The 25,525-nt window shown below is 62.2% G+C and carries 22 protein-coding genes and 3 tRNA genes; 2 read left to right on the top strand and 23 right to left on the bottom strand.

Annotated features, from left to right (window positions below):
- Nucleotides 1-277 precede the first annotated feature (277 nt).
- From CFR80_RS02720 to CFR80_RS02610, 23 genes are all read right to left on the bottom strand, one after another.
- Nucleotides 278-1,072 (bottom strand): biotin--[acetyl-CoA-carboxylase] ligase, encoded by a 795-nt coding sequence (locus CFR80_RS02720; protein WP_010512950.1) that lies wholly within the window; start codon nucleotides 1,070-1,072, stop codon nucleotides 278-280.
- A 3-nt stretch (nucleotides 1,073-1,075) separates the two neighbouring features.
- Nucleotides 1,076-2,500 carry an NADH-quinone oxidoreductase subunit NuoN gene (gene nuoN, locus CFR80_RS02715; RefSeq protein WP_010512949.1) on the bottom strand — a complete coding sequence of 475 codons (1,425 nt, stop codon included), beginning with the start codon at nucleotides 2,498-2,500 and terminating at the stop codon, nucleotides 1,076-1,078.
- A 26-nt stretch (nucleotides 2,501-2,526) separates the two neighbouring features.
- Nucleotides 2,527-4,464, bottom strand: coding sequence for an NADH-quinone oxidoreductase subunit L (gene nuoL, locus CFR80_RS02710; RefSeq protein ID WP_010512948.1), 1,938 nt, complete (start codon nucleotides 4,462-4,464; stop codon nucleotides 2,527-2,529).
- Between the two features lie 5 nt (nucleotides 4,465-4,469).
- A complete protein-coding gene (nuoK, locus tag CFR80_RS02705; RefSeq protein ID WP_010506353.1) occupies nucleotides 4,470-4,793 on the bottom strand; it encodes an NADH-quinone oxidoreductase subunit NuoK in 324 nt (107 codons plus the stop codon).
- Complete coding sequence (locus CFR80_RS02700) at nucleotides 4,786-5,559, bottom strand: NADH-quinone oxidoreductase subunit J (protein ID WP_110507070.1); 774 nt, start codon at nucleotides 5,557-5,559, stop codon at nucleotides 4,786-4,788. Before CFR80_RS02700 ends, nuoK begins: the two co-directional genes overlap by 8 nt.
- 78 nt (nucleotides 5,560-5,637) lie before the next feature.
- Entirely contained in the window at nucleotides 5,638-6,126 is a 489-nt protein-coding gene (gene nuoI / locus CFR80_RS02695) for an NADH-quinone oxidoreductase subunit NuoI (RefSeq protein WP_010512946.1), read from the bottom strand.
- On the bottom strand, nucleotides 6,126-7,148 hold the full coding sequence (gene nuoH / locus CFR80_RS02690; protein ID WP_010512945.1) for an NADH-quinone oxidoreductase subunit NuoH: 1,023 nt from the start codon (nucleotides 7,146-7,148) through the stop codon (nucleotides 6,126-6,128). The genes nuoI and nuoH overlap by 1 nt, the downstream gene beginning before the upstream one ends.
- Before the next feature lie 5 nt (nucleotides 7,149-7,153).
- A complete protein-coding gene (nuoG, locus tag CFR80_RS02685) occupies nucleotides 7,154-9,220 on the bottom strand; it encodes an NADH-quinone oxidoreductase subunit NuoG (RefSeq protein ID WP_010512943.1) in 2,067 nt (688 codons plus the stop codon).
- Nucleotides 9,221-9,225: 5 nt separating this feature from the next.
- The gene (gene nuoF / locus CFR80_RS02680) at nucleotides 9,226-10,551 is read right to left on the bottom strand and encodes an NADH-quinone oxidoreductase subunit NuoF (protein WP_039734604.1); all 1,326 of its coding nucleotides are present in this window, start codon (nucleotides 10,549-10,551) and stop codon (nucleotides 9,226-9,228) included.
- 5 nt (nucleotides 10,552-10,556) lie between these two features.
- Nucleotides 10,557-11,207, bottom strand: a complete 651-nt coding sequence (locus CFR80_RS02675) for a complex I 24 kDa subunit family protein (protein ID WP_029329215.1) — start codon at nucleotides 11,205-11,207, stop codon at nucleotides 10,557-10,559.
- A gap of 5 nt (nucleotides 11,208-11,212) precedes the next feature.
- Nucleotides 11,213-12,469, bottom strand: a complete 1,257-nt coding sequence (locus tag CFR80_RS02670) for an NADH-quinone oxidoreductase subunit D (protein WP_010512940.1) — start codon at nucleotides 12,467-12,469, stop codon at nucleotides 11,213-11,215.
- 7 nt (nucleotides 12,470-12,476) lie between these two features.
- Nucleotides 12,477-13,151 (bottom strand): NADH-quinone oxidoreductase subunit C, encoded by a 675-nt coding sequence (locus CFR80_RS02665; RefSeq protein WP_010512939.1) that lies wholly within the window; start codon nucleotides 13,149-13,151, stop codon nucleotides 12,477-12,479.
- Complete coding sequence (locus CFR80_RS02660) at nucleotides 13,144-13,725, bottom strand: NuoB/complex I 20 kDa subunit family protein (protein ID WP_010512938.1); 582 nt, start codon at nucleotides 13,723-13,725, stop codon at nucleotides 13,144-13,146. Before CFR80_RS02660 ends, CFR80_RS02665 begins: the two co-directional genes overlap by 8 nt.
- A gap of 23 nt (nucleotides 13,726-13,748) precedes the next feature.
- Nucleotides 13,749-14,114, bottom strand: a complete 366-nt coding sequence (locus tag CFR80_RS02655) for an NADH-quinone oxidoreductase subunit A (protein WP_010506373.1) — start codon at nucleotides 14,112-14,114, stop codon at nucleotides 13,749-13,751.
- A 286-nt stretch (nucleotides 14,115-14,400) separates the two neighbouring features.
- Nucleotides 14,401-14,477: transfer RNA gene (locus tag CFR80_RS02650), tRNA-Asp, on the bottom strand.
- Between the two features lie 32 nt (nucleotides 14,478-14,509).
- Nucleotides 14,510-14,584 (bottom strand) — tRNA-Val (locus CFR80_RS02645).
- A gap of 86 nt (nucleotides 14,585-14,670) precedes the next feature.
- Nucleotides 14,671-14,958, bottom strand: a complete 288-nt coding sequence (locus tag CFR80_RS02640; RefSeq protein ID WP_007399823.1) for an HU family DNA-binding protein — start codon at nucleotides 14,956-14,958, stop codon at nucleotides 14,671-14,673.
- 173 nt (nucleotides 14,959-15,131) lie between these two features.
- Entirely contained in the window at nucleotides 15,132-17,621 is a 2,490-nt protein-coding gene (gene lon, locus CFR80_RS02635; RefSeq protein WP_010512937.1) for an endopeptidase La, read from the bottom strand.
- Between the two features lie 163 nt (nucleotides 17,622-17,784).
- The gene (gene clpX / locus CFR80_RS02630) at nucleotides 17,785-19,044 is read right to left on the bottom strand and encodes an ATP-dependent Clp protease ATP-binding subunit ClpX (protein ID WP_010512935.1); all 1,260 of its coding nucleotides are present in this window, start codon (nucleotides 19,042-19,044) and stop codon (nucleotides 17,785-17,787) included.
- A 131-nt stretch (nucleotides 19,045-19,175) separates the two neighbouring features.
- Entirely contained in the window at nucleotides 19,176-19,811 is a 636-nt protein-coding gene (locus tag CFR80_RS02625) for an ATP-dependent Clp protease proteolytic subunit (protein WP_010512934.1), read from the bottom strand.
- Nucleotides 19,812-20,075: 264 nt separating this feature from the next.
- Nucleotides 20,076-21,413, bottom strand: coding sequence for a trigger factor (gene tig, locus CFR80_RS02620; protein ID WP_010512933.1), 1,338 nt, complete (start codon nucleotides 21,411-21,413; stop codon nucleotides 20,076-20,078).
- Between the two features lie 95 nt (nucleotides 21,414-21,508).
- A tRNA-Leu gene (locus CFR80_RS02615) sits at nucleotides 21,509-21,593 on the bottom strand.
- 80 nt (nucleotides 21,594-21,673) lie between these two features.
- On the bottom strand, nucleotides 21,674-23,134 hold the full coding sequence (locus tag CFR80_RS02610) for an NAD(P)H-hydrate dehydratase (protein WP_010512932.1): 1,461 nt from the start codon (nucleotides 23,132-23,134) through the stop codon (nucleotides 21,674-21,676).
- Between the two features lie 141 nt (nucleotides 23,135-23,275).
- Here CFR80_RS02610 and CFR80_RS02605 point away from each other — a divergent pair, with 141 nt between their 5' ends.
- Both CFR80_RS02605 and CFR80_RS02600 read left to right on the top strand, forming a co-directional pair.
- Complete coding sequence (locus CFR80_RS02605; protein ID WP_010512931.1) at nucleotides 23,276-23,728, top strand: CopD family protein; 453 nt, start codon at nucleotides 23,276-23,278, stop codon at nucleotides 23,726-23,728.
- A gap of 211 nt (nucleotides 23,729-23,939) precedes the next feature.
- The gene (locus tag CFR80_RS02600) at nucleotides 23,940-25,517 is read left to right on the top strand and encodes a DEAD/DEAH box helicase (protein WP_010512930.1); all 1,578 of its coding nucleotides are present in this window, start codon (nucleotides 23,940-23,942) and stop codon (nucleotides 25,515-25,517) included.
- Nucleotides 25,518-25,525 lie beyond the last annotated feature (8 nt).

Raw genomic sequence — 25,525 nt, 5'->3', positions numbered from 1 at the left:
ATCCTGTGTCAGTTACCATTGTTTCAGATGCGTTTGAAAAATGGGCCCGGAACGCCTGTTCCGTGCCGATCTGCGTGCCCTGCTGTCAGCCCGGTCGGGGCCAAAATCCTGTCTGGCGCCAGCATGCCGCCGGTCCGCCTGCCCTGCTGGCGCGGGTGGAGCAGCGCATCCCCCGGCCCGGATGGGGGACGGCGCTCGACACCTTTCGCCATAAAATCCTGCACGGGATTATCATGTAATCCCGCCAACTTAAATCTCTTTCCTTGATCCGGGCCGATTATTCTCGGTTCACCGGGGCCAGCAGCACCTCGCCCGTCACCACGCGCCGCACACCCGCGGACGTACGCAGCAGCAGGATACCGTCATCCTCCAGTCCTGCAAACGTGCCGGTAAACTGCTGGTTTCCCGCCGCAACCCGGATGGGGGTGCCAATCGCGTGCCCACGTTCCAGCCAGGCCGCGCGTATGGCGTCAAAGCCATGCGCGCCATACCGCGCCAGCCACAGGTCAAGATGGTGCAGCAGGGCGCGCGCCATCTCGGGCGCCGCAGGCACGTCTCCCCCGCAATCCGCCAGGCAGGACAGCGCGCGGCCGGCGATATCAGGCCTGCCACGCAGGTTCGCACCAATGCCGATCACCTGCCATGACACGCCGCCTTCCGTTCCGGTCTCGATCAGGATACCGGCCATCTTCCGGCCATCCAGCAGCAGGTCATTGGGCCATTTCAGTTCCAGCGCGTGACCCGGGGGAACATAACCTGCCATGGCGTCATGCAGCGCCAGACCGGCGATGAACGGCCACAGCCCCACCGGCACCACCGCCCCGGGTCCCACCAGCATGATGGACAGGGCCAGGTTGCCACCGGGATCATGCCATTCCCGTCCCCGGCTGCCCCGTCCCGCCGTCTGTTTCAGCGCCAGGATGGCGAGACCGTCCTCCCCCTGCCCTGCATCAAGCCGGTTCTTGCACAGGTCGGATGTCGATCCCAGCCTGTCATGCACCTCCATCCGCCATGCCCCCCCATTGCCACGGGGTATGGACACGACGGAGGGGCAGATGGCGGGCTGGGTCATGCGTTACCTGAACAGTGCGCTCGCCGCCGCCTGTGCTGCTGTCGCGACAGGACCAAGCCCCACCACGAAGAACGTGGTCACCAGCCCCATTCCCACCGATACGAAGGAGACGGAAACAGGCGAGCGGTCCAGCGCCGGGGCAGCGGCATCGAAAAACATGATCTTGACGATCCGGATATAGTAATACGCCCCGATCACGCTGCTGACGATACCAATTGCCGCCAGCGCGTAAAGATGCGCGTTGATCGCGGCATAGAACACCATGAGCTTGCCAAAGAACCCCGCCAGCGGCGGCGCCCCCGCCATGGAGAACATGAACACCGCCATGGCCAGCGCCATGCCCGGGTCGGTACGGCCCAGGCCGGACAGGTCGCTGATCTGGCTGACCGCCCGCCCCCTGCGGCGCATGGCGACAATACCCGCGAACGCGCCGACATTCATGAACAGGTAGGTCACCAGATAGACCAGCGTGCCACGCGTGCCCTCCGCCGTGCCCGCCGCCATGCCGATCATGGCGTAGCCCATATGCCCGATGGAGGAATACGCCATCAGCCGCTTGATGTTTCCCTGCGGAATGGCCGCAAGCGAGCCGAACACCATGGAAGCGGCGGACACGACCTCGATCAGCAGCTGCCACTGCGGCGTCATGCTGCCAAAGGGCCCGGCCATGACACGCAGCAGCACGGCAAAGGCCGCGATCTTGGGCGCACCGGCCATATACGCGGTGACCGACGTGGGCGCGCCCTGGTACACATCGGGCGTCCACATATGGAACGGCACCATGGACAGCTTGAAACACAGCCCCACCAGCACGAACACGATCCCCACCATAAGCCCCGCCGGCAGCACCGCGCTGCCGCGCACCGCCTGCTGCAGGCCCGCATATTCCATCGTCCCGGCAAAGCCGTACGCCAGCGAGATGCCATACAGCAGCAGCCCCGACGCCAGCGACCCCAGCACGAAATACTTCAGCCCTGCCTCTGCCGCCGTCACCCGGTCACGCGCGAAGGCGCACAGGATATAGATGGACAGCGAGGACAGTTCCAGCCCGACAAACAGCGTCATGAGGTTGCCCGAGGACGCCATGATCATCGTGCCCAGCGTGGAAAACAGGATCAGGACCGGAAATTCGAACTTGTCGATTTCCATTTCCCGCGCATATCCCACGCTCAGCACAACCGACAGCGCAGCCCCCGTCAGGCTCAGCACCTTCATGAAACGGGCAAAGCCGTCATTGATGAAGATATGGCTGTAGCCGGTGCCATCGGGCGAAAACACGACAAGGATGCCGGTAACCACCAGGGCCAGCAGCGTCATCATCGCACAGGAGAAGAAGGCCTGCCCGCGCCGTTGCATCACCCCGGCAAGCAGGATGACCAGCCCCGACAGGGCCAGCACGATTTCAGGCAGCGCAAGTGTCCAGTTCATTGGTATTGGCCCTGACGTCCCTGGGGTTAGCGGAAGAACAGCATGGTGGTCAGCAGTACCACCAGCCCGATCAGCATGGAAAAGGCATAGACGGCCATGGACCCGGTCTGGATGCGCACGGCCTGCCCCGCGCTGCCTGCGGTCAGGCGGGCCAGCCCTTCGGGTATGCCCTCGACCACGTCCTCATCCACGCCCTTCCACAACAGGCGCGCAATCGCGCGATAGGGACGGATGATGGCCACGTCATACAGTTCGTCGAAATACCATTTGTTCAGCAGGAACAGGTAAAGCGGACGCAGGCTGCGTGCGAGAGCCGCTGGAATGCCGGGGCTTGCGATATAGCAGACATAGGCCACGACAATGCCGAATACGGCGGCGAATGTCGGCACCAGCGCGATGAAGCCGGGCGTCTGTTCAAGGCGTTCAATCACGTCATGGCCGGGAATGGCGGCAATCGCCCCATTCCAGAACGCGGCCTGATGGCTACCGATATAGAATGGCGCCAGCACCACGCCCGCAACCACCGCGCCAACCGACAGCAGCCCCACCGGCACCAGCATGGATGCCGGGCTTTCATGCGCGCCGTCATGCAGGTGCGCATCCCGTGGCGTGCCGTGGAACACAAGGAAGATCAGGCGCCAGCTATACAGCGCGGTCAGGAATGCGGTCACACACCCCATGACCCAGCCATAATGGGCCATGCCGCTGTCCGACATCCATGCGGCCTCGAGGATCGCATCCTTCGACCAGTACCCGGCGAACGGAAAGATACCCGCCAGCGCAAGGCTGCCAATCCACATGGCAGCATAGGTGAAGGGGATCTTCCGCCACAGCCCGCCCATGCGGAACATGTCCTGCTCATCATGCACGGCATGGATCACGCAGCCCGCGCCAAGGAACAGAAGCGCCTTGAAGAACGCATGCGTGGTCAGGTGGAACATTGACGCCTGATACGCCCCCACGCCAACGGCCACGAACATGTAGCCAAGCTGCGAACAGGTGGAATAGGCAATGGTGCGCTTGATGTCAGGCTGGACCAGCCCCACGGTTGCGGCAAAGAAGCTTGTAGTGCCGCCCACCAGCACGATCAGGTCGCGCGTGACGGGTGCAAGGCTGACCAGCGGCGACATGCGCACCATAAGGAAGATGCCCGCCGTCACCATGGTCGCCGCGTGGATCAGGGCGGAGACCGGGGTCGGCCCCTCCATCGCATCGGGCAGCCACGTATGCAGGAACAGCTGCGCCGACTTGCCCATGGCCCCGATGAACAGCAGCGTCGCGATGACTTCAAACAGCGGATGCGTGCCAAACAGCACGAACGTATCATTCACATGGTAGGGGATGGCGGCGAAAATATCGTCATACGACACGCTGCCCAGCCGGATGAAGACCAGCGAGATACCGACAAGGAAGAACAGGTCCGCCACGCGGTTGACCACGAACGCCTTGATGGCGGCGGCACAGGCCGATGGCCGGTCATACCAGTAGCCAATCAGCAGGTAACTCGCCAGGCCTACCCCTTCCCAGCCGAAGAACAGCTGCAGCAGGTTGTCCGATGTCACCAGCATGAGCATCGCGAACGTGAACAGCGACAGGTAGGAAAAGAAGCGGTACACCGGCCGCGCCTCATGCGCCATGTAGCCCACGCTGTACACATGCACCAGCAGGGACACCACCGTGACCATGGCCACCACGCTGACCGACAGCATGTCCATGCGCAGCTGCCAGTCGGCCCGGAAGCCGGCGGCATGGATCCAGTCGGCCACGGGCACGACAAACGTGCCCACGTCGCCCATCTCGAACCCCAGCACGCCAATGGCCGACAGTGCTGCGCAGGTCATGAGCGCAATGGTGGTGAACCGCGCCGCGTTATCACCCATGAGGTGCCCGAAACAGCCCGCCACCAGGAAGCCGATCAGGGGCGCGAACACCGCCACTTCAAAAAGGAAGGATGCCGTCTGCATTTCCCTTACCCCTTCATCATCGTGATATCATCGACTTCGATCGAGCCGCGATTACGGAAATAGACCGTGACAATGGCCAGCCCGATGGCGGATTCCGCCGCCGCGATGGTCAGTACGAACAGCGTCATCACCTGCCCCGACAGGTCGCCGGTGGCAGCTGAAAACGCCACGAAATTGATGTTGGCCGACAGCAGGATCAGTTCGATCGACATCAGGATGATGATGACGTTCTTTCGGTTCACGAAAATACCGAACACGCCCAGCACCAGCAGGATCGCGCCAATGCTCAGGTATGGCGCCAGGCCAATGCCCTCAATCGCGCTATGCATCGTCCTGTCCTTTCGTACCTGCCGCGGGGGGAATGATCACCAGCGCGGTCTGTGTTTCTTCTTCCTCTCCCTGTTCACGCCACGCTTCGGTGCCATAGCTGCCGGGCACCGACGCCACGTCATATGACGTGTGCGGGCGCAGGAAACCGCCCTGCGCCGCCACCCCCGCGCCCAGCGGAACCTGCAGCATTTCCAGACTGTCGGCCGGCGTGCGGTCGTGCTGTCGGTCGATGTCCTGCCGGCGTCCGGTGGGCCGGTCACGCAGCGTCAGCACGATCGCGCCGATCATGGCCACCAGCAGCACCAGCGCGCAGGACTGGAACAGGAAGATGTAATGAGTGTACAGCACGTCCCCCAGTGCCGCGGTATTGGTGCGCTCGGGCGAGGACGGGACAAGGTGTCTGATCTGACCTATGTTGGAGGCCACCCGCCAGTGGGTGAACGCCATGATCAGTTCAACCAGCAGCACGCCGCCAACCACGCCGCCAATGGGCGCATAGCGCTGCACGCCCTCACGCATCTGCGCGAAATTGACATCCAGCATCATGACCACGAACAGGAACAGCACCGCGACGGCGCCGACATAGACAATCACCAGCGTCATGGCGAGGAATTCGGCCCCCGCAATCAGGAACAGCCCCGCCGCGTTGAAGAACGCAAGGATCAGGAACAGCACCGAATGCACGGGGTTGCGCGCGCACACCACCATGGTGGCGGACAGGACCAGCACCGCCGCAAAGACGTAAAAGACAATCTGGGTCATCATGGGTGAGCTTCCTGCCGCATGGATGTTTCCTCCTGCTGGCATGGCGGGGGCGGCCTGCGCCGCATCCGCCGTGCGGTGTCAGCGGTACGGGGCATCAAGCTCGAGCCTGCGGGCGAGAACGCTTTCCCAGCGGTCGCCATTGGCCAGGAGCTTGTCCTTGTTGTACATAAGTTCTTCGCGCGTTTCGGTCGCGAACTCATAATTCGGGCCTTCGACAATCGCATCGACCGGGCAGGCTTCCTCGCACAGGCCGCAATAGATGCACTTGGTCATGTCAATGTCGTAACGCGTGGTCCGGCGCGAGCCGTCATCACGCGGTTCGGCCTCGATGGTGATGGCTTCGGCGGGACATGTCGCCTCGCACAGCTTGCACGCAATGCAGCGCTCCTCCCCGTTGGGGTAACGGCGCAGCGCGTGTTCGCCACGGAAACGCGGTGACAGCACGCCCTTTTCATAAGGGTAATTGATCGTGGCCTTCGGCTTGAAAAACGCCTTCAGTGTCACGCTCATGCCCGTCACCAGTTCGGACAGAAGCATGGACCGGGCGGCTTTGCTTAAGGTACCCATCAGCCTGCTCCTCCGGGCAGAAGGCCCGTTACCATCAGGAACCCCGCGCTCAGCACCATCCACGCCAGCGAGAACGGCAGGAATACCTTCCACCCCAGCCGCATGAGCTGGTCATAGCGATAGCGGGGAAATGTCGCGCGCACCCAGATGAACACGAACAGGCAGAACAGGATCTTCGCGATCAGCCACAGCGGCCCCGGTATCCACGTAAAGGGCGCGATCCCCAGCGGCGGCAGCCATCCCCCCAGGAACAGGATGCTGACCATGCCCGACATAAGGAACATGTTCGCGTATTCCCCCAGGAAGAACAGGCCAAACGCCAGTGCGGAATATTCGACGAAGAAGCCTGCCACCAGTTCGCTTTCGCCTTCCGGCAGGTCAAATGGCGCGCGGTTGGTCTCGGCCAGGGCCGAGATGAAAAACACGATGAACATCGGGAACATGGGCAGGCAGAACCACACATTGCGCTGCGCCAGCACAATGTCATTGAGATTGAGGCTACCCACCGCCAGCAGGACCGACACGATCACCAGCCCGATGGATACTTCATACGACACCATCTGCGCGGCAGAGCGCAGGCCGCCAAGGAAGGCGTATTTTGAGTTGGACGCCCACCCCGCGATCAGGATGCCGTAAACACCCAGCGAGGAAATCGCGAGCAGGTACAGCACGCCCACATTGATGTTGGCGATAGCCAGCCCGTTACCCGTCGGGATTACCGCCCACGCCACCATGGCCAGCGAAAACGTCAGGAATGGCGCGAACAGGAACAGCATCCTGTTCGCACCCGACGGGATCACCGTTTCCTTCGTCAGCATCTTGATCGCGTCGGCAAAGGCCTGCAGCACGCCGAACGGACCGTTCACGTTCGGCCCCTTGCGCAACTGCATGGCGGCCATCACCTTGCGTTCGGCCAGTGTCAGGTACGCAACCCCCAGCAGCAGCGGCACCAGCACCGCCAGCGTTTCCAGCACGATCAGCAGAAGCTGGCCAGGCGTGGTGTGAAAGAAGAAATCTGCCATCTTGCCTACTCCGCCGCCTCGATTGCGGGATGCACGTAAATCCCCGAACAGGTTTCCATGGTGGGACTGGCGCGACACACGGCATGGGTCAGGTAATAATCGGCAATGACCGGGCGGAACGGGTCGCTGGACACGGACACCGGCCCCGCCTGTGGCGCGGTGGTGTCTGTCGTGCCGTGGCGCACCCACGCCGGTTGCCCGAATACGGGATTGGCCCGCGCCATGCGTGCACGCAGGGCCTCCAGCGTGTCATAGGGCAGCTTGCGTCCCGCCACTTCGGAAAACGCCCGCAGGATGCGCCAGTCTTCCCGCGCGTCACCGGGCGGCATGATGGCACGGAAGGCTTCCTGCACCCGCCCTTCGGTATTGGTGTAGGTCCCCGGCTTTTCGGCATACAGCGTGCCGGGCAGGATCACATCCGCCCGCGCGGCCCCCGCGTCGCCATGATGTCCCTGATAGATGACAAATGTTTCCGGGCCGATACGGTCGGTCGCGAATTCATCCGCGCCCAGCAGCCACAGCACATCCACCCCGCCATCCAGCATGCCGGCCACGTCACGCCCCCCGGTTCCGGGGACAAGGCCAAGGTCCAGTCCCGCAACCCGGCTGGCGGCCGTATGCAGGACATTGAAGCCGTGCCAGCCGGCGGTGATCGCCCCCACCTGCACCGCCAGGTCCCAGCATGCCTTTGCAATTGCCTGTCCATCGGGGCGGGTCAGTGCGCCGTGACCGACAATGACCATGGGGTTTTTCGCGTTTTTCAGCACATCGGCGAACGGCAGTTCACCTGCGGCCAGCTTCGCCAGCGTGTCCGGCCCCTCGCCCAGGACCGTGGCAGCATAGGTCGGGTCGGCATTGGGCGCGCCGATCATGGCGATGGGAAAGCCACCCCGTCCGGCAGCAAGGAAGCGCTTGCGGATGCGGGCATTCAGCACCGGGGCTTCCTGCCGCGGAATGGTGCCTACGATCAGCAGCGCGTCCGCATCCTCGATGCCGGTAATGCCGCTGTTGAACGTATAGAAGTCGCGGCGCGACGTATCGTATTTCGCCCCGTCCTGACGGCAGTCGATATTGCTGGACCCCAGTGTTTCCATAAGATCCTTCAGCGCCATCATGCTTTCGGCATCGCACATGTCGCCCGCGATCGCGCCAATGCGCTCCCCCGGTACGTTTTTCAGCCGCGTGGCGATGGTGGAAAAGGCATCCTGCCAGCTTGCGGGCTGGAGCCTGCCGTCCACCCGCCCCCATGGCCGGTCAAGGCGACGGCGGCGGAAGCCATCGACCACGAACCGGCCCTTGTCCGACAGCCATTCCTCGTTCACCTCGTCATTGATGCGCGGCACGATGCGCAGCACCGCCGCCCCACGGGCATGCATGACGATATTGGTTCCCACCGCGTCACAGACATCGATCGAGTCCGTGCGCCTGAGTTCCCATGACCGGGCGGTAAAGGCGTAGGGCTGCGATGTCAGTGCGCCCACGGGGCAGATGTCAATCAGGTTGCCCGACAGTTCGGATGTCAGGGCCTTTTCAACATAATTGGTGATTTCCAGGTTTTCACCGCGCGAAACCCCGCCCAGTTCGGGCACGCCCGCGATTTCGGTCGAAAACCGGATGCAGCGCGTGCACTGGATGCAGCGCGTCATGACCGTCTTGACCAGCGGGCCGAGATATTTGTCGGTCACCGCCCGCTTGTTTTCACGGTAGCGGGAATGGTCCGCGCCATAGCCGAATGCCTGATCCTGCAGGTCGCATTCACCGCCCTGGTCACAGATGGGACAGTCCAGCGGGTGGTTGATCAGCAGGAATTCCATCACCGCGCGGCGGGCGCGGCGCACGACTTCGGTATCGGTGAAGATATGCATCCCCTCCCCGATGGGGAAGCCGCAGGACGCTACCGGCTTGCGCCCGCCCGATACCTCGACCAGGCACATCCGGCAGTTCCCCGCCACCGACAGGCGTTCATGATAACAGAAACGCGGGATTTCCTTACCCGCCGCCTCGCACGCCTGAAGGGCGGAGGAACCTGCGGGCACTTCGACCGGAAGACCGTCAACGGTTACTTTTACCACTGTTCCTACTCCGCAGCTTCAACCAGGCCCGCAGGCACCTGCACGGGCCGCGTGCCGCCATGGGCGGCCTTGTAGGCATGGATGCGTTCTTCCATGACCGGACGGAACCGGCGGATCAGCCCCTGTATCGGCCATGCCGCCGCATCACCCAGTGCGCAGATGGTGTGTCCCTCTACCTGCCGGGTGACCTGTTCGAGCATGTCGATTTCCTCGATCTCGGCGCGACCTTCGACCATGCGTTCCATGATACGCATCATCCATCCCGTGCCCTCGCGGCACGGCGTGCACTGGCCACAGCTTTCATGTTTGAAGAATTTCGAGAACCGGGCGATCGCCGCGATGATGTCGGTGGATTTGTCCATCACGATCATGCAGCCGGTGCCAAGGCCGGAGCCTTCGGCGCGCAGGCTGTCGTAATCCATCAGAACGGTGTCGCACACATCGCGCGGCAGCATGGGCACCGAACAGCCACCGGGGATGACCGCCAGCAGGTTGTCCCACCCGCCCCGCACACCGCCGCCATGCTTTTCGATCAGATCCTTCATGGGGACGCCCAGCTCTTCTTCAAACACGCACGGCGTGTTGACGTGGCCCGATATGGCCATAAGCTTGGTGCCTGCGTTGTTGGGCCGCCCCAGCCCCGAAAACCATGCCGCCCCCCGCCGCAGGATGGTGGCGGAAACGGCAATGCTTTCGACATTGTTGACCGTGGTGGGGCAGCCATACAGACCCATCGCCGCCGGGAAAGGCGGCTTCATGCGCGGCTGGCCCTTCTTGCCCTCCAGGCTTTCCAGCAGGGCGGTTTCCTCGCCGCATATGTAGGCACCGGCACCGCGATGGATGTAGAAGTCGAAATCCCAGCCCGACCCGCAGGCGTTCTTTCCGATCAGGCCGGCTTCATACGCCTCGTCAATGGCGTGCTGAAGGTGCATGGCCTCGTTATAGAACTCACCACGGATGTAGATGTAGGCCGCATGCGCGCCCATGGCGAAGGATGCGATCAGCGCGCTTTCCACCAGCTTGTGCGGGTCGTGGCGCAGGATTTCGCGGTCCTTGCAGGTCCCCGGTTCCGACTCATCGCCATTGATGACGAGGTAATGCGGCCGGCCGTCATTCTTCTTGGGCATGAACGACCATTTGACCCCGGTGGGGAAACCGGCCCCCCCGCGCCCACGCAGGCCGGATGCCTTCATCTCGGCAATGATGGCGTCCGGCCCGCGCGCCAGTATGTCGGCCGTACCGTTCCAGTCGCCACGGGCACGGGCGCCAGCCAGCCGCCAGTCATTCTGGCCATACAGGTTGGTGAAGATGCGGTCCTTGTCCTGCAGCATGATCCTTACCCCTGCCCCTGCGGCTTGTGCGTCGCGTCATCCACCAGCACCCTGCGCCCACCGGCGGGGGCGGAGTTCAGACGATCGATGGTGGGGCCGGGCGTGGGGCGTTCACCACGTTTCAGCGCCTCGATCAGTTCTTCCGTGCGCGGGCCATCCAGATCCTCGTAATAATCATCATCAACCTGCAGGATCGGGGCGTTGGCGCAGGCGCCAAGGCATTCGACCTCCGTCAGGGTGAACAGGCCGTCGGCGCTGGTCTCTCCAAACGCCCGGATGCCCGTTGCCGCCTTGCACGCCGCCGTCACGTCATCCGACCCGCGCAGCCAGCACGACGTGGTGGTGCAGACCTGCAGGTGGTACCGGCCGATCGGCTTCGTATTGAACATGAGGTAGAAGGTCGCGACCTCGTAAACACGGATCGGGGCCATTTCCAGCCGCGCGGCCACCACATCCATGGCCACGCGGGGGATCCATGCGCTGCCGGTCTGGCGGCCCATCTGCTTCTGCACGACATACAGCAGCGGCAGCACGCCGCTTGCCTTGCGTTCAGGCGGATACTTGGCAAGGATGGTCGCGATCTGCTGTTCGCTCTCGGAATCAAATTCGAACCGGGTCGGTTCCGCGCCTTCGGGCGCGCTGGGCTGGACGGACATGTCGGTCACCTGTCAATCTCACCAAATACCAGGTCGAGCGACCCGATAATGGCCACGGCATCCGCCAGCATGTGCCGGCGCGACATCTCGTCGATTGCCTGGAGATGGGAAAAACCCGTGGGCCGGATCTTGCAGCGATACGGCCGGTTGCTGCCATCGGCCACCAGATACACGCCGAACTCGCCCTTGGGGGTTTCGGTCACGGTGTAGGTGGCGCCCGGCGGGACGTGATAGCCTTCGGTAAACAGCTTGAAGTGATGGATCAGTGCTTCCATCGACCGCTTCATTTCGCGGCGCGGCGGCGGCGTGATCTTGTGGTCACGCACCTTCACCGGGCCGGGGCGGATCTGTTCAAGGCACTGGTTGATGATGCGCACGCTTTCGCGCATCTCCGCCACGCGGATGAGGTAACGGTCGTAACAGTCGCCCTGACGGCCCACGGGCACGTTGAACTCGACCTTGTCGTAATTGTCATAGGGCTGGCTGCGGCGCAGGTCCCACGGCACGCCCGAGGCACGCAGGCACGGACCGCTGAAGCCCCAGGCCAGGGCCTGTTCGGTGGTGAAGACGCCAATGCCCACCGTGCGCTGTTTCCAGATGCGGTTGCTGGTCAGCAGCGATTCAAGGTCGTCAATCCATTTGGGGAAGGTACGCGCCCAGTCGGCAATGCGCTCCTCCAGCCCGGCAGGCAGGTCACGCGCCACGCCACCGGGGCGGACGTAATTGGCATGGAACCGCGCGCCGGATGCGGCTTCATAGAACTCGATCAGCTTTTCGCGTTCCTCATATCCCCACAACGCGGGCGTCAGCGCGCCGCAGTCCAGCCCGAAGGAGGTCAGATTGAGGATATGATTCAGGATCCGCGTGATCTCGGCAAACATGACCCGTATCCACTTGGCGCGTTCCGGGGCCTCGATATTCAGCAGCTTTTCTACTGCCAGCGCGAAGGCCTGCTCCTCGCACATCGGCGAGACGTAATCGAGGCGATCGAAATACGGCAGCGCCTTGGGATACGTCTTGTATTCGATCAGCTTTTCCGTGCCGCGATGCAGCAGGCCGACATGCGGAATGGCCCGGGCGACGACCTCGCCCTCCATTTCCAGCACCAGCCGCAGCACGCCGTGGGCGGATGGATGCTGTGGCCCGAAATTCAGTGCGTGAGAATCAATTTCCACCACATGGCGCTTCACCTCTCCATCCGTATCTTCGGGCAGAAGGCTGTCGGGGATATCCGTATCACTACGAAGGGTTACGTCGCTCATCTGTCGCCTATCCCTGTCGTTTCATGTCCTGGCGGTCGGCATGCGCCTTTTCGTCACCCGGCAGGGTCAAGATGCCTTCCCATGGGGATTCGAAATCGAAATTGCGGAAATCCTGCACCAGATCGACCGGCTCATAGACCACCTGCCGCCGGTCCTCGTCGTAGCGAAGCTCGACATAACCGGTCAGCGGGAAATCCTTGCGCAGCGGATGCCCTTCAAAACCGTAATCGGTCAGGATGCGTCGCAGGTCCGGCTGATCGGTAAACAGCACGCCGAACAGGTCGTAGCATTCGCGTTCCCACCATGTGGCCGCAGGCCACAGCTGGTGGACGGACGGCACGGGAGATGTTTCATCCGTCGTCACGATCACGCGGATGCGGTGGTTATGGGTAACGGACAGCAGGTTGTAGACCACGTCGAACCGTTCGGCCCGGTCGGGAAAGTCCACGCCGCAGATATCCATGACCTGCTGGCAGGCATAACGCGGATCATCACGCAGCATGGTCATGAGATCGAGCAGACGATGCCGCGTGGTGCGTACCACCAGTTCGCCCTTCTCGATCCCTGCCGAGATGATGCCCGGCACGGCCGTGGACAGGCGAAAGGCAATGGCGCCCAGCGGGCCTGACACGGCGCGCGGTCCGGCCACGGCAACGGGGGGAGTGTTTGCGGGATCAGCCACGGCGGATTGTCCCTGTCCTGCGAATTTTCTTCTGCAGTTGCAGAATGCCGTAAATCAGCGCCTCTGCCGTGGGGGGGCAGCCGGGGACATATACATCCACCGGCACGATGCGGTCGCACCCGCGCACCACTGAATAGGAATAATGGTAATACCCGCCACCATTGGCGCATGACCCCATGGAGATGACCCAGCGCGGCTCGGCCATCTGGTCGTATACCCGGCGCAGGGCGGGCGCCATCTTGTTGGTCAGCGTGCCGGCGACGATCATCACGTCCGACTGGCGCGGCGACCCACGCGGGATGATGCCCATGCGATCCAGGTCGTAACGCGGCATATAGGCATGGATCATTTCCACCGCGCAGCATGCCAGCCCGAAGGACATGGGCCACAGGCTGCCGGTGCGGCCCCAGTTCACCAGCTTGTCCAGACTTGCGACTACAAAGCCCTTTTCGGTGATTTCACCGGTAATGCCCTTGATCACCGCATCCTGCTGCGGTCCCGGCGGCAGCATTTCGCGGTTCCATGCAATGCTGTCCGCGGGCCGGTCCGGCCCGGATGTATCGTTGGTGCCCATTGGCGCGCCTCCCCTTGTCATGTTCAATCCCAGTCCAGCGCGCCCTTGCTCCATTCATAGATGAAGCCAACCACCAGAACGCCCAGGAAGCCCATCATGGACGCGAACCCGAACCACCCGATCCGTGACAGGCTGACAGCCCACGGGAAGAGGAATGCGACCTCCAGGTCGAAAATGATGAACAGGATCGCGACCAGGTAGAACCGCACGTCAAAACGATGACGTGCATTGTCGAATGCCTCGAAACCACATTCATATGCGGACGTTTTCTCGGCGTAGGGCTTCTGGTGCCCAAACAGCAGCGAACTGCCCAGCATCGCCCCTGCGATCACCACTGCAATGCAACCGAATATAAGTACGGGCAAATAATCAGCGATAACGGAATGCATCTTCCGTGTTCCCAACCTGTTAATACGCCACCGGGTGTCTTTATCGACTTATCTCTGGCTTTCAGGATGCTAGACCCAACATGGTGCAGGGAACAGTTACTTAACCGTGTTCTTGGGTGAACATTACTGTGAGGACATGTTCCAGGGCATTTACGTCAACATCACGTGATCATTACTTTAATGGCACGAATTGTTGTTGTCATTTTTCCGTGTAGGAAACGGGCACAAAAAAAACGCCAGCGCGGCTGCGTCTGGCGTGGTAGGGATATGATAAATTGTGCCGTAATGGCGCGAGTGACGGGGCTCGAACCCGCGACCTCCGGCGTGACAGGCCGGCGCTCTAACCAACTGAGCTACACCCGCGTGGTGCATGTTCCCACAGGCATGGAAACATATGGTGGGCGATGACGGGATCGAACCGCCGACCCTCTCGGTGTAAACGAGATGCTCTACCGCTAAGCTAATCGCCCGCGACCCTACTAAGCGATTGCAAAAAAAGGGGCAACCCAAAAAATGGATTGCCCCTTCTTTTTTTGTCCGGAAAAAACAGCCAGCCTTACTTGCTGACGGCTTCCTTCAGGTTCTTGCCCGGCTTGAAACGCACGGACGTGGAAGCCGGAATGTCCAGCGGCTCACCCGTGCGGGGGTTGCGCCCCTTGGCCGCCTTGCGGGTGGCGGTCACGAACGTACCAAAACCAACCAGACGGACTTCCTGCTTGCTTGCCAGCGCCTTTTCGATCGCACCGAAAACCGCATCAACCACTTCGCCAGCCTTTGCCTTGGCCAGATCGGCTTCCTCGGCTACCGCAGCGACGAGTTCCTGCTTGTTAAGTGGCTTCTCCATTTTACGCCTTTCTTTGTACTGTGCGCCTACGCAATCATTCAAAAGTCGCGCCGCATTTCTGCACGCACTATGCCGCTGTTTTTTCTCACGTCAACCGACAGAATTCGGGGAATGACAGAGAAATTCCGTCATTCCCCCCCATCATGACATTTTTGCGACCCTGCGCGCCCTGACTAATGCGTCAGCGCGGGGGCTGCCGTGCCTTCCGTGGCGCCGGAAGTTACCGGTTCCGTCCACTCGATCGGTTCGGGCTTGCGGACCAGCGCCTGCCCGATCACCTCATCCACATGCGAGACCGGAAGGATGGTCAGCGCCCTGGTCACGACTTCGGGAATGTCCACCAGGTCCTTCTCGTTATCCTTGGGGATGAAGATGGTGGTCAGCCCCGCCCGGTGGGCCGCCAGCAGCTTCTCCTTCAGGCCACCGATTGGCAGCACACGCCCGCGCAGGGTGATTTCCCCCGTCATGCCCACGTCACGGCGCACGGGAATGCCCGTCATGACGCTGACGATGGATGTCGCCATGGCGATACCGGCCGAAGGGCCATCCTTGGGCGTGGCCCCTTCGGGCACATGCACGTGCAGGTCACGCTTTTCAAACAGGTCGGGGCTGATGCCAAAGGTCACGGCGCGACTGCGGACATAGGACAGCGCCGCCGCGACGCTTTCCTTCATCACATCGCCCAGCTTGCCGGTCAGCTTGATGTTCCCCTTGCCGGGCACCATCACACTTTCGATGGTCAGGATCTCTCCTCCCACCTCGGTCCATGCCAGCCCGGTCACGACTCCGACCATGTCTTCCGACTCGGTCTCGCCATGGCGGAAACGCTTCACGCCTGCGTATTTCTCAAGGTTCTCAGCCGTGATTTCCACGGTCTTGGCCTTGCCCGTCACGATTTCCGTCACGGCCTTGCGCGCCAGGGTCGCGATCTCGCGCTCCAGGTTACGCACGCCCGCTTCACGGGTGTAGCTGCGAATCAGTTCCCGCAGCGCATCATCGGTCACCGACCATTCGCCCGGCTTCAGATTATTCGCCGCCGTCTGCTTGGACAGCAGGTGACGCTTGGCGATCTCGACCTTTTCATCTTCCGTGTAACCGGACAGACGGATGATCTCCATGCGGTCCAGCAAAGGCTGGGGCATGTTCAGGCTGTTGGCCGTGGTGATGAACATCACATCCGACAGGTCGTAATCGACCTCCAGATAATGATCACCAAAAGTTGAATTCTGTTCCGGGTCCAGCACTTCCAGCAGCGCTGAAGACGGATCACCACGCCAGTCGGCACCGAGCTTGTCGATTTCATCAAGCAGGAACAGCGGATTCGAGGTCTTGGCCTTCTTCATCCCCTGAATGATCTTGCCGGGCATGGAACCGATATAGGTTCGACGGTGGCCGCGGATTTCGGCTTCGTCGCGCATGCCGCCCAACGACATGCGGACATACTGACGCCCCGTCGCCTTGGCAATGGACTTGGCCAGCGAGGTCTTGCCTACGCCGGGCGGTCCCACCAGACACAGGATCGGCCCCTTCAGCTTCTGCGCGCGACTCTGCACCGCCAGATATTCGATGATGCGTTCCTTAACCTTCTCCAGACCATAATGATCGGTATCCAGCACCTTCTGGGCTTCGGACAGGTCATGGCGCACCTTGGAGCGCTTTTTCCACGGGATGCCCAGAATCCAGTCGAGATAATTGCGCACCACCGTCGATTCAGCGGACATCGGGCTCATGCTCCGCAGCTTCTTCAGCTCGGCCACAGCCTTCTCGCGCGCTTCCTTGCTCAGCTTGGTCTTGGCGATCTTTTCCTCAAGCTCGGCGGTCTCGTCCTTGCCGTCCTCGCCTTCGCCCAGTTCCTTCTGGATCGCCTTGAGCTGCTCGTTCAGGTAGTACTCGCGCTGCGTCTTTTCCATCTGCCGCTTCACGCGGTTACGGATACGCTTTTCCACCTGCAGTACGCCGATTTCGGCTTCCATATGCGCGAAAACCCGCTCCAGACGCGCATTCACGTCCTGGATCTCGAGGATTTCCTGCTTTTCGGGAATCTTCAGGTTCAGATGGCTGGCAATGGTATCCGCCAGCTTCGACAGGTCATCAATCTGGTTAAGAGAGACCAGCACCTCTGGCGCGATCTTCTTGTTCAGCTTGATATACTGCTCGAACTGACCGATCAGCGTGCGGCCGATGGCCTCGGCTTCCTTGCCATCGGTTTCCTGCTCCGGCACGTCCTCGATCTCGGCCTCGAAATGGCCGTCAACCTCATGCAGGGCGGTAATGTGGGCGCGGCGGCCACCTTCGACCAGCACCTTGACCGTGCCATCGGGCAGCTTGAGCAACTGCAGGATGGTGGACACGGTGCCATAGCGATAGATGTCGTCGGGCGCGGGGTCATCCTGCGCCGCATTCTTCTGCGCGACCAGCAGGATCTGCTTGTCGCTGCGGGTCACGGCTTCCAGCGCACGCACGGATTTTTCACGTCCCACGAACAGCGGCACGATCATATGCGGGAAAACAACGATATCGCGCAGCGGCAGCACGGCGATCGTGTCGTGTGCGCTGGTTGTTTCTTCCGTTTCGTGCTTGGCCACGGGCGGATTGGCTACCATGTTGTTATCCGTCGTTTCCGTCCCCTCGGGCACGGGGTTCAGCCTGTCAATTTCAGACATGTTGTTTTTTTGACCTCCTGTATGGACGATCCCGGATGGGCACCCGAACATTGCGGCCTGCCCATCCGTCGCGCCGCATATGCGACAACTTCACTTCATGTTGTCACGACGCGCCATCATCACAAGTCCGGTGATGGCATTTCGGCGAAAACCGGCCCTGCCGTCAGGCAGACTGTTCGGCGGGCTCGTTTTTCCCATACACATAGACAGGCTGCGCCTTGCCTTCGGCCACTTCCTTGTTGACCACGATTTCCTCGACATTTTTCAGGCCGGGAAGCTCGAACATGGTCGACAGCAGGATGCTTTCCAGAATGGCGCGCAGGCCACGTGCCCCCGTCCTCCGCGCAATGGCACGCTGGGCCACCTGGCGCAGGGCGTCCTCGGTAAAGGTCAGCTGCACGTCTTCCATCTGGAACAGACGGGCATACTGCTTGACCAGCGCGTTCTTGGGCTTGGTCAGGATCTCGATCAGGGCTGCCTCATCCAGATCCTCCAGCGTCGCGACAACGGGCAGACGGCCGATGAATTCCGGTATCAGGCCGAATTTCAGCAGGTCCTCGGGCTCCACATCGCGCAGCACGGCACCCATGCGGCGTTCGTCCGGCGACTGCACATCCGCGCCGAAGCCGATGCCCGACCCCTTGCCACGCGCGCTGATGATCTTGTCCAGCCCGGCAAACGCACCACCGCAGATGAACAGCATGTTGGTGGTATCGACCTGCAAAAATTCCTGCTGCGGATGCTTGCGCCCGCCCTGCGGCGGCACTGATGCAACGGTGCCTTCCATGATCTTCAGCAGCGCCTGCTGCACGCCTTCGCCACTGACGTCGCGGGTGATGGAGGGATTGTCCGACTTGCGCGAAATCTTGTCGATCTCATCAATGTAGACAATGCCGCGCTGCGCCTTTTCCACGTTGTAATCCGCGGCCTGCAGCAGCTTGAGGATGATGTTTTCCACATCCTCGCCCACGTAGCCGGCTTCGGTCAGGGTTGTTGCGTCAGCCATGGTAAAAGGTACGTCAAGAATACGGGCCAGCGTCTGCGCCAGCAGCGTCTTGCCCGAACCGGTCGGCCCGATCAGCATGATGTTGGATTTTGCGATCTCGACATCATTGTTCTTCTGGGCGTGGGCCAGGCGCTTGTAGTGGTTATGCACCGCGACCGACAGCACCTTCTTCGCATGGGCCTGGCCAATGACATAGTCATCCAGGATCTTGCAGATTTCCCGCGGTGTCGGCACGCCATCGCGCGATTTGACCAGATGCGTCTTGTGTTCCTCACGGATGATATCCATGCACAATTCGACGCATTCATCGCAAATGAACACGGTGGGACCGGCGATCAGTTTGCGGACCTCGTGCTGCGACTTGCCGCAGAACGAGCAGTAAAGCGTATTTTTGGAATCGCCGGATTTGTTATTCATAACCGCTCCTATTCCCACGCGGGGGAACTTCTCCATACCTTGCGGCCGGGTGGTACCGCCCCGGCACACCGCAGGTGATTTTCACCCACAGTGGCAGGAAGCGCGCCCGTATGCGCGCTTCCTTATGCAGATTACTCCGCAGGTTTTGATGCAACGTTACGACGGACCACTTCATCCACAATCCCGAATGCCTGCGCTTCTTCCGCCGACATGTAGCTGTCGCGTTCCAGCTTCTGCTCGATTTCCTCAAGCGTGCGGCCGGTATGCTCCTTGTAGATCTCGTTCAGGCGCTTGCGGATGGTCAGGATTTCCTGCGCCTGGATTTCGATGTCGCTGGCCTGTCCCTGCGCACCGCCAGAGGGCTGATGCACCATGACGCGGGAGTTCGGGAGCGCGAATCGTCGTCCCTTTTCCCCACCGGCCAGCAGCAGCGACCCCATGGACGCGGCCTGCCCGATGCACACGGTGCTGACGGGGCAGCGGATGTACTGCATGGTGTCATAAATCGCCAGCCCCGCCGACACCACGCCACCCGGGCTGTTGATGTAGAACGAGATTTCCTTGGTCGGGTTCACGCTTTCCAGATAAAGCAGCTGCGCCGACACAAGGGCTGAAACCTGATCATAGACAGGCCCGGTCAGAAAGATGATCCGTTCCTGCAGAAGGCGGGAATAGATGTCGAATGCCCGTTCCCCGCGGGAGGTCTGCTCCACCACCATGGGCACCAGAGCGTTATTGAAGATCTCTACGGGATCCCGATCCCTCATAGCCATATTCCCGATCCTGAAAAGCAAGGGCCCACCCCGCGCACGGCTGGCGGCAAATGATGCGCGGACAGCACGGACGCAGCCGGACCCTTCCCGGTTACTTATGACAAAATAGAGACAAACACGCCAGATACCACCCCACCCGCGTCATTTTGCCATGAACGGGGGTGACAAACTGTGCGTACTCACCTGTCCGCAAACACATACGGCGCACGGAAGTCCCCTTCCGCGCGCCGTATGCGCCATCTATGCCGCGAAAGCGGATCAGACGTCAGCTTCCGGCATTTCGGCCAGTTCTTCCGGCGTCACGTCCTTGTCCTCGACCTTCGCCAGCTCGACAATGTAGTCGATGACCTTGTTTTCGAAGATCGGGCCACGCAGGCCATCAACAGCCTGCGGGTTCTTGGAGAAGTACTCGAACACGGCCTGTTCCTGACCGGGATAGCGCGAGGCTTCGGCGCGAACCGCGTGCACGATTTCTTCCTGCGTCACGGTGATGTTGTTCACGCGACCGATTTCCGCCAGCAGAAGGCCCAGCTTCACGCGGCGTTCGGCAATCTTGCGATAGTCGGCGCGCAGCGTGTCCTCGTCCTTGTCCTTGTCTTCCTCATCCAGGCGACCGGCCTTGCGGTCTTCCTCGATGCGGTTCCAGATCTGGGAGAACTCGGCATCGACCATGCCTGGAGGGGCTTCGAAATCGGTCTTTTCAGCCAGCTTGTCCAGCAGTTCGCGCTTCAGGCGCAGGCGGGACAACTGTTCGTATTCCTGACCAACCTGCTTGCTGATCAGTTCACGCACCTGTTCCAGCCCGTCGAAGCCGAGCTTCTTGGCCAGTTCATCATCAATCTTGGCCTCGACCGGACGGCGGAGTTCCTTGAGCTTGATGTCGAAGGTGGCTTCCTTGCCCGCAAGGTGTTCCGCGCCGTAATCGGCGGGGAAGGTCACGGTGATCACCTTTTCGTCACCGACCTTCATGCCTTCGATCTGCTCGGCGAAACCGGGAATGAAGCCCGCGCCGCCCAGTTCGACACTCACGTCATCGGCGGAACCGCCTTCGAACGCCGTACCGTCGACCTTGCCCACGAAGTCGACCACGGCCACGTCGCCGGTGGCGGCGGGACGGTCTTCCTCAACCTTCTCGAACTCACGCTGGCGGCTTGCGATTTCATTCAGCGCCTTGTCCACGGTCTCGGCGTTCACCTCGGACTTGAGGCGCACGAGCGACAGGTCGGACAGGTCGGGGATGGTGATTTCGGGCAGGACCTCGAATTCGACCGTGAACTTCAGGTCTTCCTTGCTGCCCGGCTCGCTGCCGGAAACCAGGTCAACCTTGGGCTGCATGGCCGGGCGCAGGCCGCGCTCATCCAGCAGGGTGCGGGTTGCTTCGCTGACAACCTGCTCCAGGACCTCGCCCTGAACAGATTCGCCAAAACGCTGCTGAAGGATGCTCATCGGCACCTTCCCGGGGCGGAAGCCCGGCAGCTTCATGGACTGTCCAACTTCTTTCAGGCGCGCGGTGCGCTTGCTCTCGATTTCCGCAGCAGGCACCGTAACGGTGAACCCGCGCTTCAGGCCATCGGAAAGCGTTTCAGTAACCTGCATCTGCCAGGCCATCCTCTCGGTCAGAACGTGTCAAAGAACGCAATAGGCCGGTCTGGCCACCACGTCTGCTCGCATAACGCGACTTGCCGGCATCTTGGTACGGGCGGAGGGACTTGAACCCCCACGACTTGCGTCACCAGAACCTAAATCTGGCGTGTCTGCCAATTCCACCACGCCCGCACTGTGCCCAGGCTGTAAGCGCGGGGCTTTAGCGCACCATTGGCCATGGGGCAATATCCCACGCGGCCCGAATGGCGTTTTCAGCCGAAAACTTTTTGCGCGGCAGCCTCCGCCCGTGCCCGTGCCGCGCCCAGGTGGCGGTCAAAATCCTCGGCGATCGGCCATTCCCCGGCATGCAGGGCGGCATCGCCATGCATCCACACCCCTGCGCAGGCCGCATCCCAGCGTGGCATGCCCGCCGCCAGCAGGGCCGCGATGATTCCCGTCAGCGTATCGCCCGACCCTGCCGTGCCCAGCATGGGGGTGGCGTGGCTGTTGATCGCCACACGCCCGTCGGGACTGGCGATGATGGTGTCCGGCCCCTTCATGACGGCAACGGCCCCCGTGCGCACCGCTGCCTGCCGTGCCGCCGCCACACGGTCCGCGCCGGGCTTGCCGAACACGCGCGAGAACTCACCGATATGCGGGGTGATGATGGCTGCCCCCTTCAGCCGATCGGGCTGGCCTGCCGCCATGGTGAACGCCCCGGCGTCGGCGATCACGTCGCGGCCCGCACGCACCAGCGCGGGGAAGGTCGCCGCCACCTCATCCACCGACAGGCCGGGACCGCAGACCCATACATGCCTGCGCGAATCCTGCAGCAGCACGTCCAGCGCGCCGGAATCCACGATCAGCCCCGGCGGCGCGGTCATGCGGTAGACCTCCGCACCGTCACCCACGGCCAGCCGCACCAGCCCCGCGCCCGCCGCCCGCGCACCCGCCGCCGACAGCCGGGCCGCACCGGGCATTTCGCGCCCGCCACATATACTGACAACGCCGCGGCTGTATTTGTAACTGGTCGGCCCACAGGCGGGCGTGCGCCACAGGCCCGGCGCGTTATGCCAGGTGCGAATCGGCACCGACGCCACCGCGTCCTCCCCAATGCCGATATCCGCCAGCATGGTCCGGCCACACAGCGTATGGCCGGGCAGCAGCAGGTGCCCCGGCTTGAGCCTGCAGAACGTGACCGTCATCTCCACCTGGGGCGCGTATCCCCGGACCGCGCCGGTCGCGCCGTCCACGCCCGTTGGCATGTCGATCGCCACCACACGGGGGGCAGCCTTCAGCACGCAGGCCACGTCCGGGCCGATATCCCGGCTCAGCCCCGCGCCGAAAACCGCATCGACCACCAGATCGAAGCGGGCGGCATTCTCAGGCGTGAACGCCACGACCGGCCCACGCCACAACGCGGCCGCGGCAGCCGCGTCCCCGCCGGGATGCGGAGGCGCCATGGCCGCAACCGAGACCGGCCACCCTTCCTCCGCCAGCCTGCGCGCGGTCACATACCCGTCACCACCGTTGTTGCCCGGACCACACAGCACCAACACGCGGCATGGGCGCATGTGCCGGCGGATGGCGCGGGCCACGGCCCGGCCCGCGTTTTCCATAAGCGTCGCGACCGGCACATGGCGCGCGGCGGCGGCATCGATGTGCCCCATTTCATCGGGCGTGGGCAGCAGCAGGTGGCGTGCGGCCATATGTGCTGTTTCATCCATGGTCATGATGTCCTTACCCCTTTCGGCAACTTTGGCTGCGTGAGTGGCCTTGCGCATGATACAGGAATGGGGAAACAAGCATTCCGGATCCTGTCCCGTGGCACGGATTGTTCTTTCTTTATCCATCTACCCCCGCAAGGAGGCGTCATGTCCTATTCCATAGTCTGGAGCCTTGTGCTCGCACTCCACATAACCGGCATGGCGGCCTGGGTTGGCGGCATGATCTATGCGGCCTTCGTGCTCAAGCCCAGCCTCGGCCTGCTGGACGGAACGCAGCGCGCCTCCGTCCACCTGCAGACGCTCGGCCGCTTCTTCCGTATCGTATGGCATACCATGCCGACGGTGCTGATTACGGGGTGGCTCCTGATTTATCACGATGGCGGGTTTGCGGTGGTGCCATGGCCGATCAACCTCATGCAGCTGTTCGGGCTGATCATGGCGGGCATATTCGCCCGTATCTATTTCGGCCCCTACCAGAAGGCGCGCCGGGCACTGCGCCCGCAGCAGGGCACGTTCGACTCGATCCGCTCGCTGGTCATGCTCAACACCGGCATCGGCGTGCTGACCATCATCTGTGGCTGCCTGGCCCATCCATTCTGAAATCAGGGAGAAACCCCTCACGTCCCCTTGATTTCCGTTGCAAATATGGGTAGGCACGGGGAATGTGGCACATCAGGGTTTCCAACCCCGACATGCCGCACTCCCCTTCCCTGCATTGCTGCAGGTACATCAGGGACGGCAGCCTGATACAGCGCGACACGGTGGCAATCGGACGGGGCCATATTCATCTGCTGATACGTTCGAGAGTAATTTGAGCGCCAAAAAAACGTCCTCCGCCCCGGCCCGCTCCGCAAAGAAGGCGGCAGCCCCAGCCCCCGCCGCCAGCACGGACGGGGTCGCCCCTACTGACACCCCCGCACCTGCAGATACCGCGGAACAGGAAGCACAGCCCCTGTTTTCGGAACTCGGCCTGTCCGAGCCCATCCAGCAGGCCATTGATGAGATGGGATACCGTCATCCCACCCCCATCCAGGCGCAGGCCATTCCGTATGTGCTGATGGGCCGCGACGTCCTTGGCGTTGCGCAGACCGGGACCGGCAAGACCGCGTCCTTTACCCTGCCCATGCTGGAAATTCTGTCGGGGTCGCGGGCACGCGCACGGATGCCGCGTTCGCTCATCCTTGAGCCGACGCGTGAACTGGCACTGCAGGTCGCGGAAAATTTCGTCAATTACGGCAAGCACCTCAAGCTGACCCATGCGCTGCTGATCGGCGGCGAAAGCATGGCGGAACAGAAGGAAGTGCTGAACCGTGGCGTTGACGTGCTGATCGCCACCCCGGGGCGGCTGATCGACCTGTTTGAACGCGGCGGCCTGCTGCTGACCCAGACCCGGCTGCTGGTGATCGATGAAGCGGACCGCATGCTGGACATGGGCTTCATCCCCGATATCGAGAAGATCGTGGCCATGCTGTCGCCGCTGCGGCAGACCATGTTCTTTTCCGCCACCATGGCGCCGGAAATCCGCAGGCTTGCGGACATGTTCCTGCGCAACCCCAAGGAAATCACGGTCAGCCGCCCCTCCTCCGTCGCCTCGACGATCGAGACGGGGCTGGCCATTGTCGACGCCAAGGAAAAGCGCCGCGCACTGCGCAAGCTGCTGCGTGCGTCGGACATGCAGAACGCCATCGTGTTCTGCAACCGCAAGCGCGATGTCGATGTACTGTGCAAATCCTTGGTCAAGCATGGATTTTCGGCAGGCCCGCTGCATGGCGACCTCGCCCAGTCGCTGCGATTTTCGACACTTGAGGCGTTCAAGAGTGGCGAACTGAAGATCCTGGTCTGTTCCGATATCGCAGCGCGCGGAATCGACATTGGCGGCCTGTCGCATGTGTTCAATTTCGACGTGCCGTTCCATGCCGAGGATTACGTCCACCGAATCGGCCGCACCGGTCGCGCGGGCCGCACCGGCCATGCCTACACGCTGGCCACGCCAGATGAGGAGGCACTTGTCATGGCAATCGAGAAACTGACGGGCAAGCCCATTCCCCGAATCGAAATCCCCGGCGTGGAAACGCTGGACTGGTCGGAAGAACCCCGCACGGGCAATGGCCGCCGCAAGTCCACCCGCAAACCCGCCGCCGCAACCGAGCCGCCTGCCGCAACCCCGGCTGCCCCCACGGCCACGACCGGGGACGCGCCCGCACCGCGCAAATCGCGCCGGTCGCAGGGGGGCACGGCAGGGTCGTCTGCCACCCAGCCTTCCACGCGTCGCGAGTCCGGGCTGCTGCCGTCGGCCCCCGACCAGCCGGTTACCGGTTTTGGCAATGATGTCCCGGCCTTCATGCAGTTGCCGCGCCGGGAAAAGTCCGTCATCCCAGCGGACGAATAGGCACGCAG

It is taken from the genome of Komagataeibacter oboediens (genome assembly GCF_003207815.1).
Classification (GTDB): Bacteria; Pseudomonadota; Alphaproteobacteria; order Acetobacterales; family Acetobacteraceae; genus Komagataeibacter; species Komagataeibacter oboediens.
This window is presented reverse-complemented; position numbering and strand designations above follow the sequence as displayed.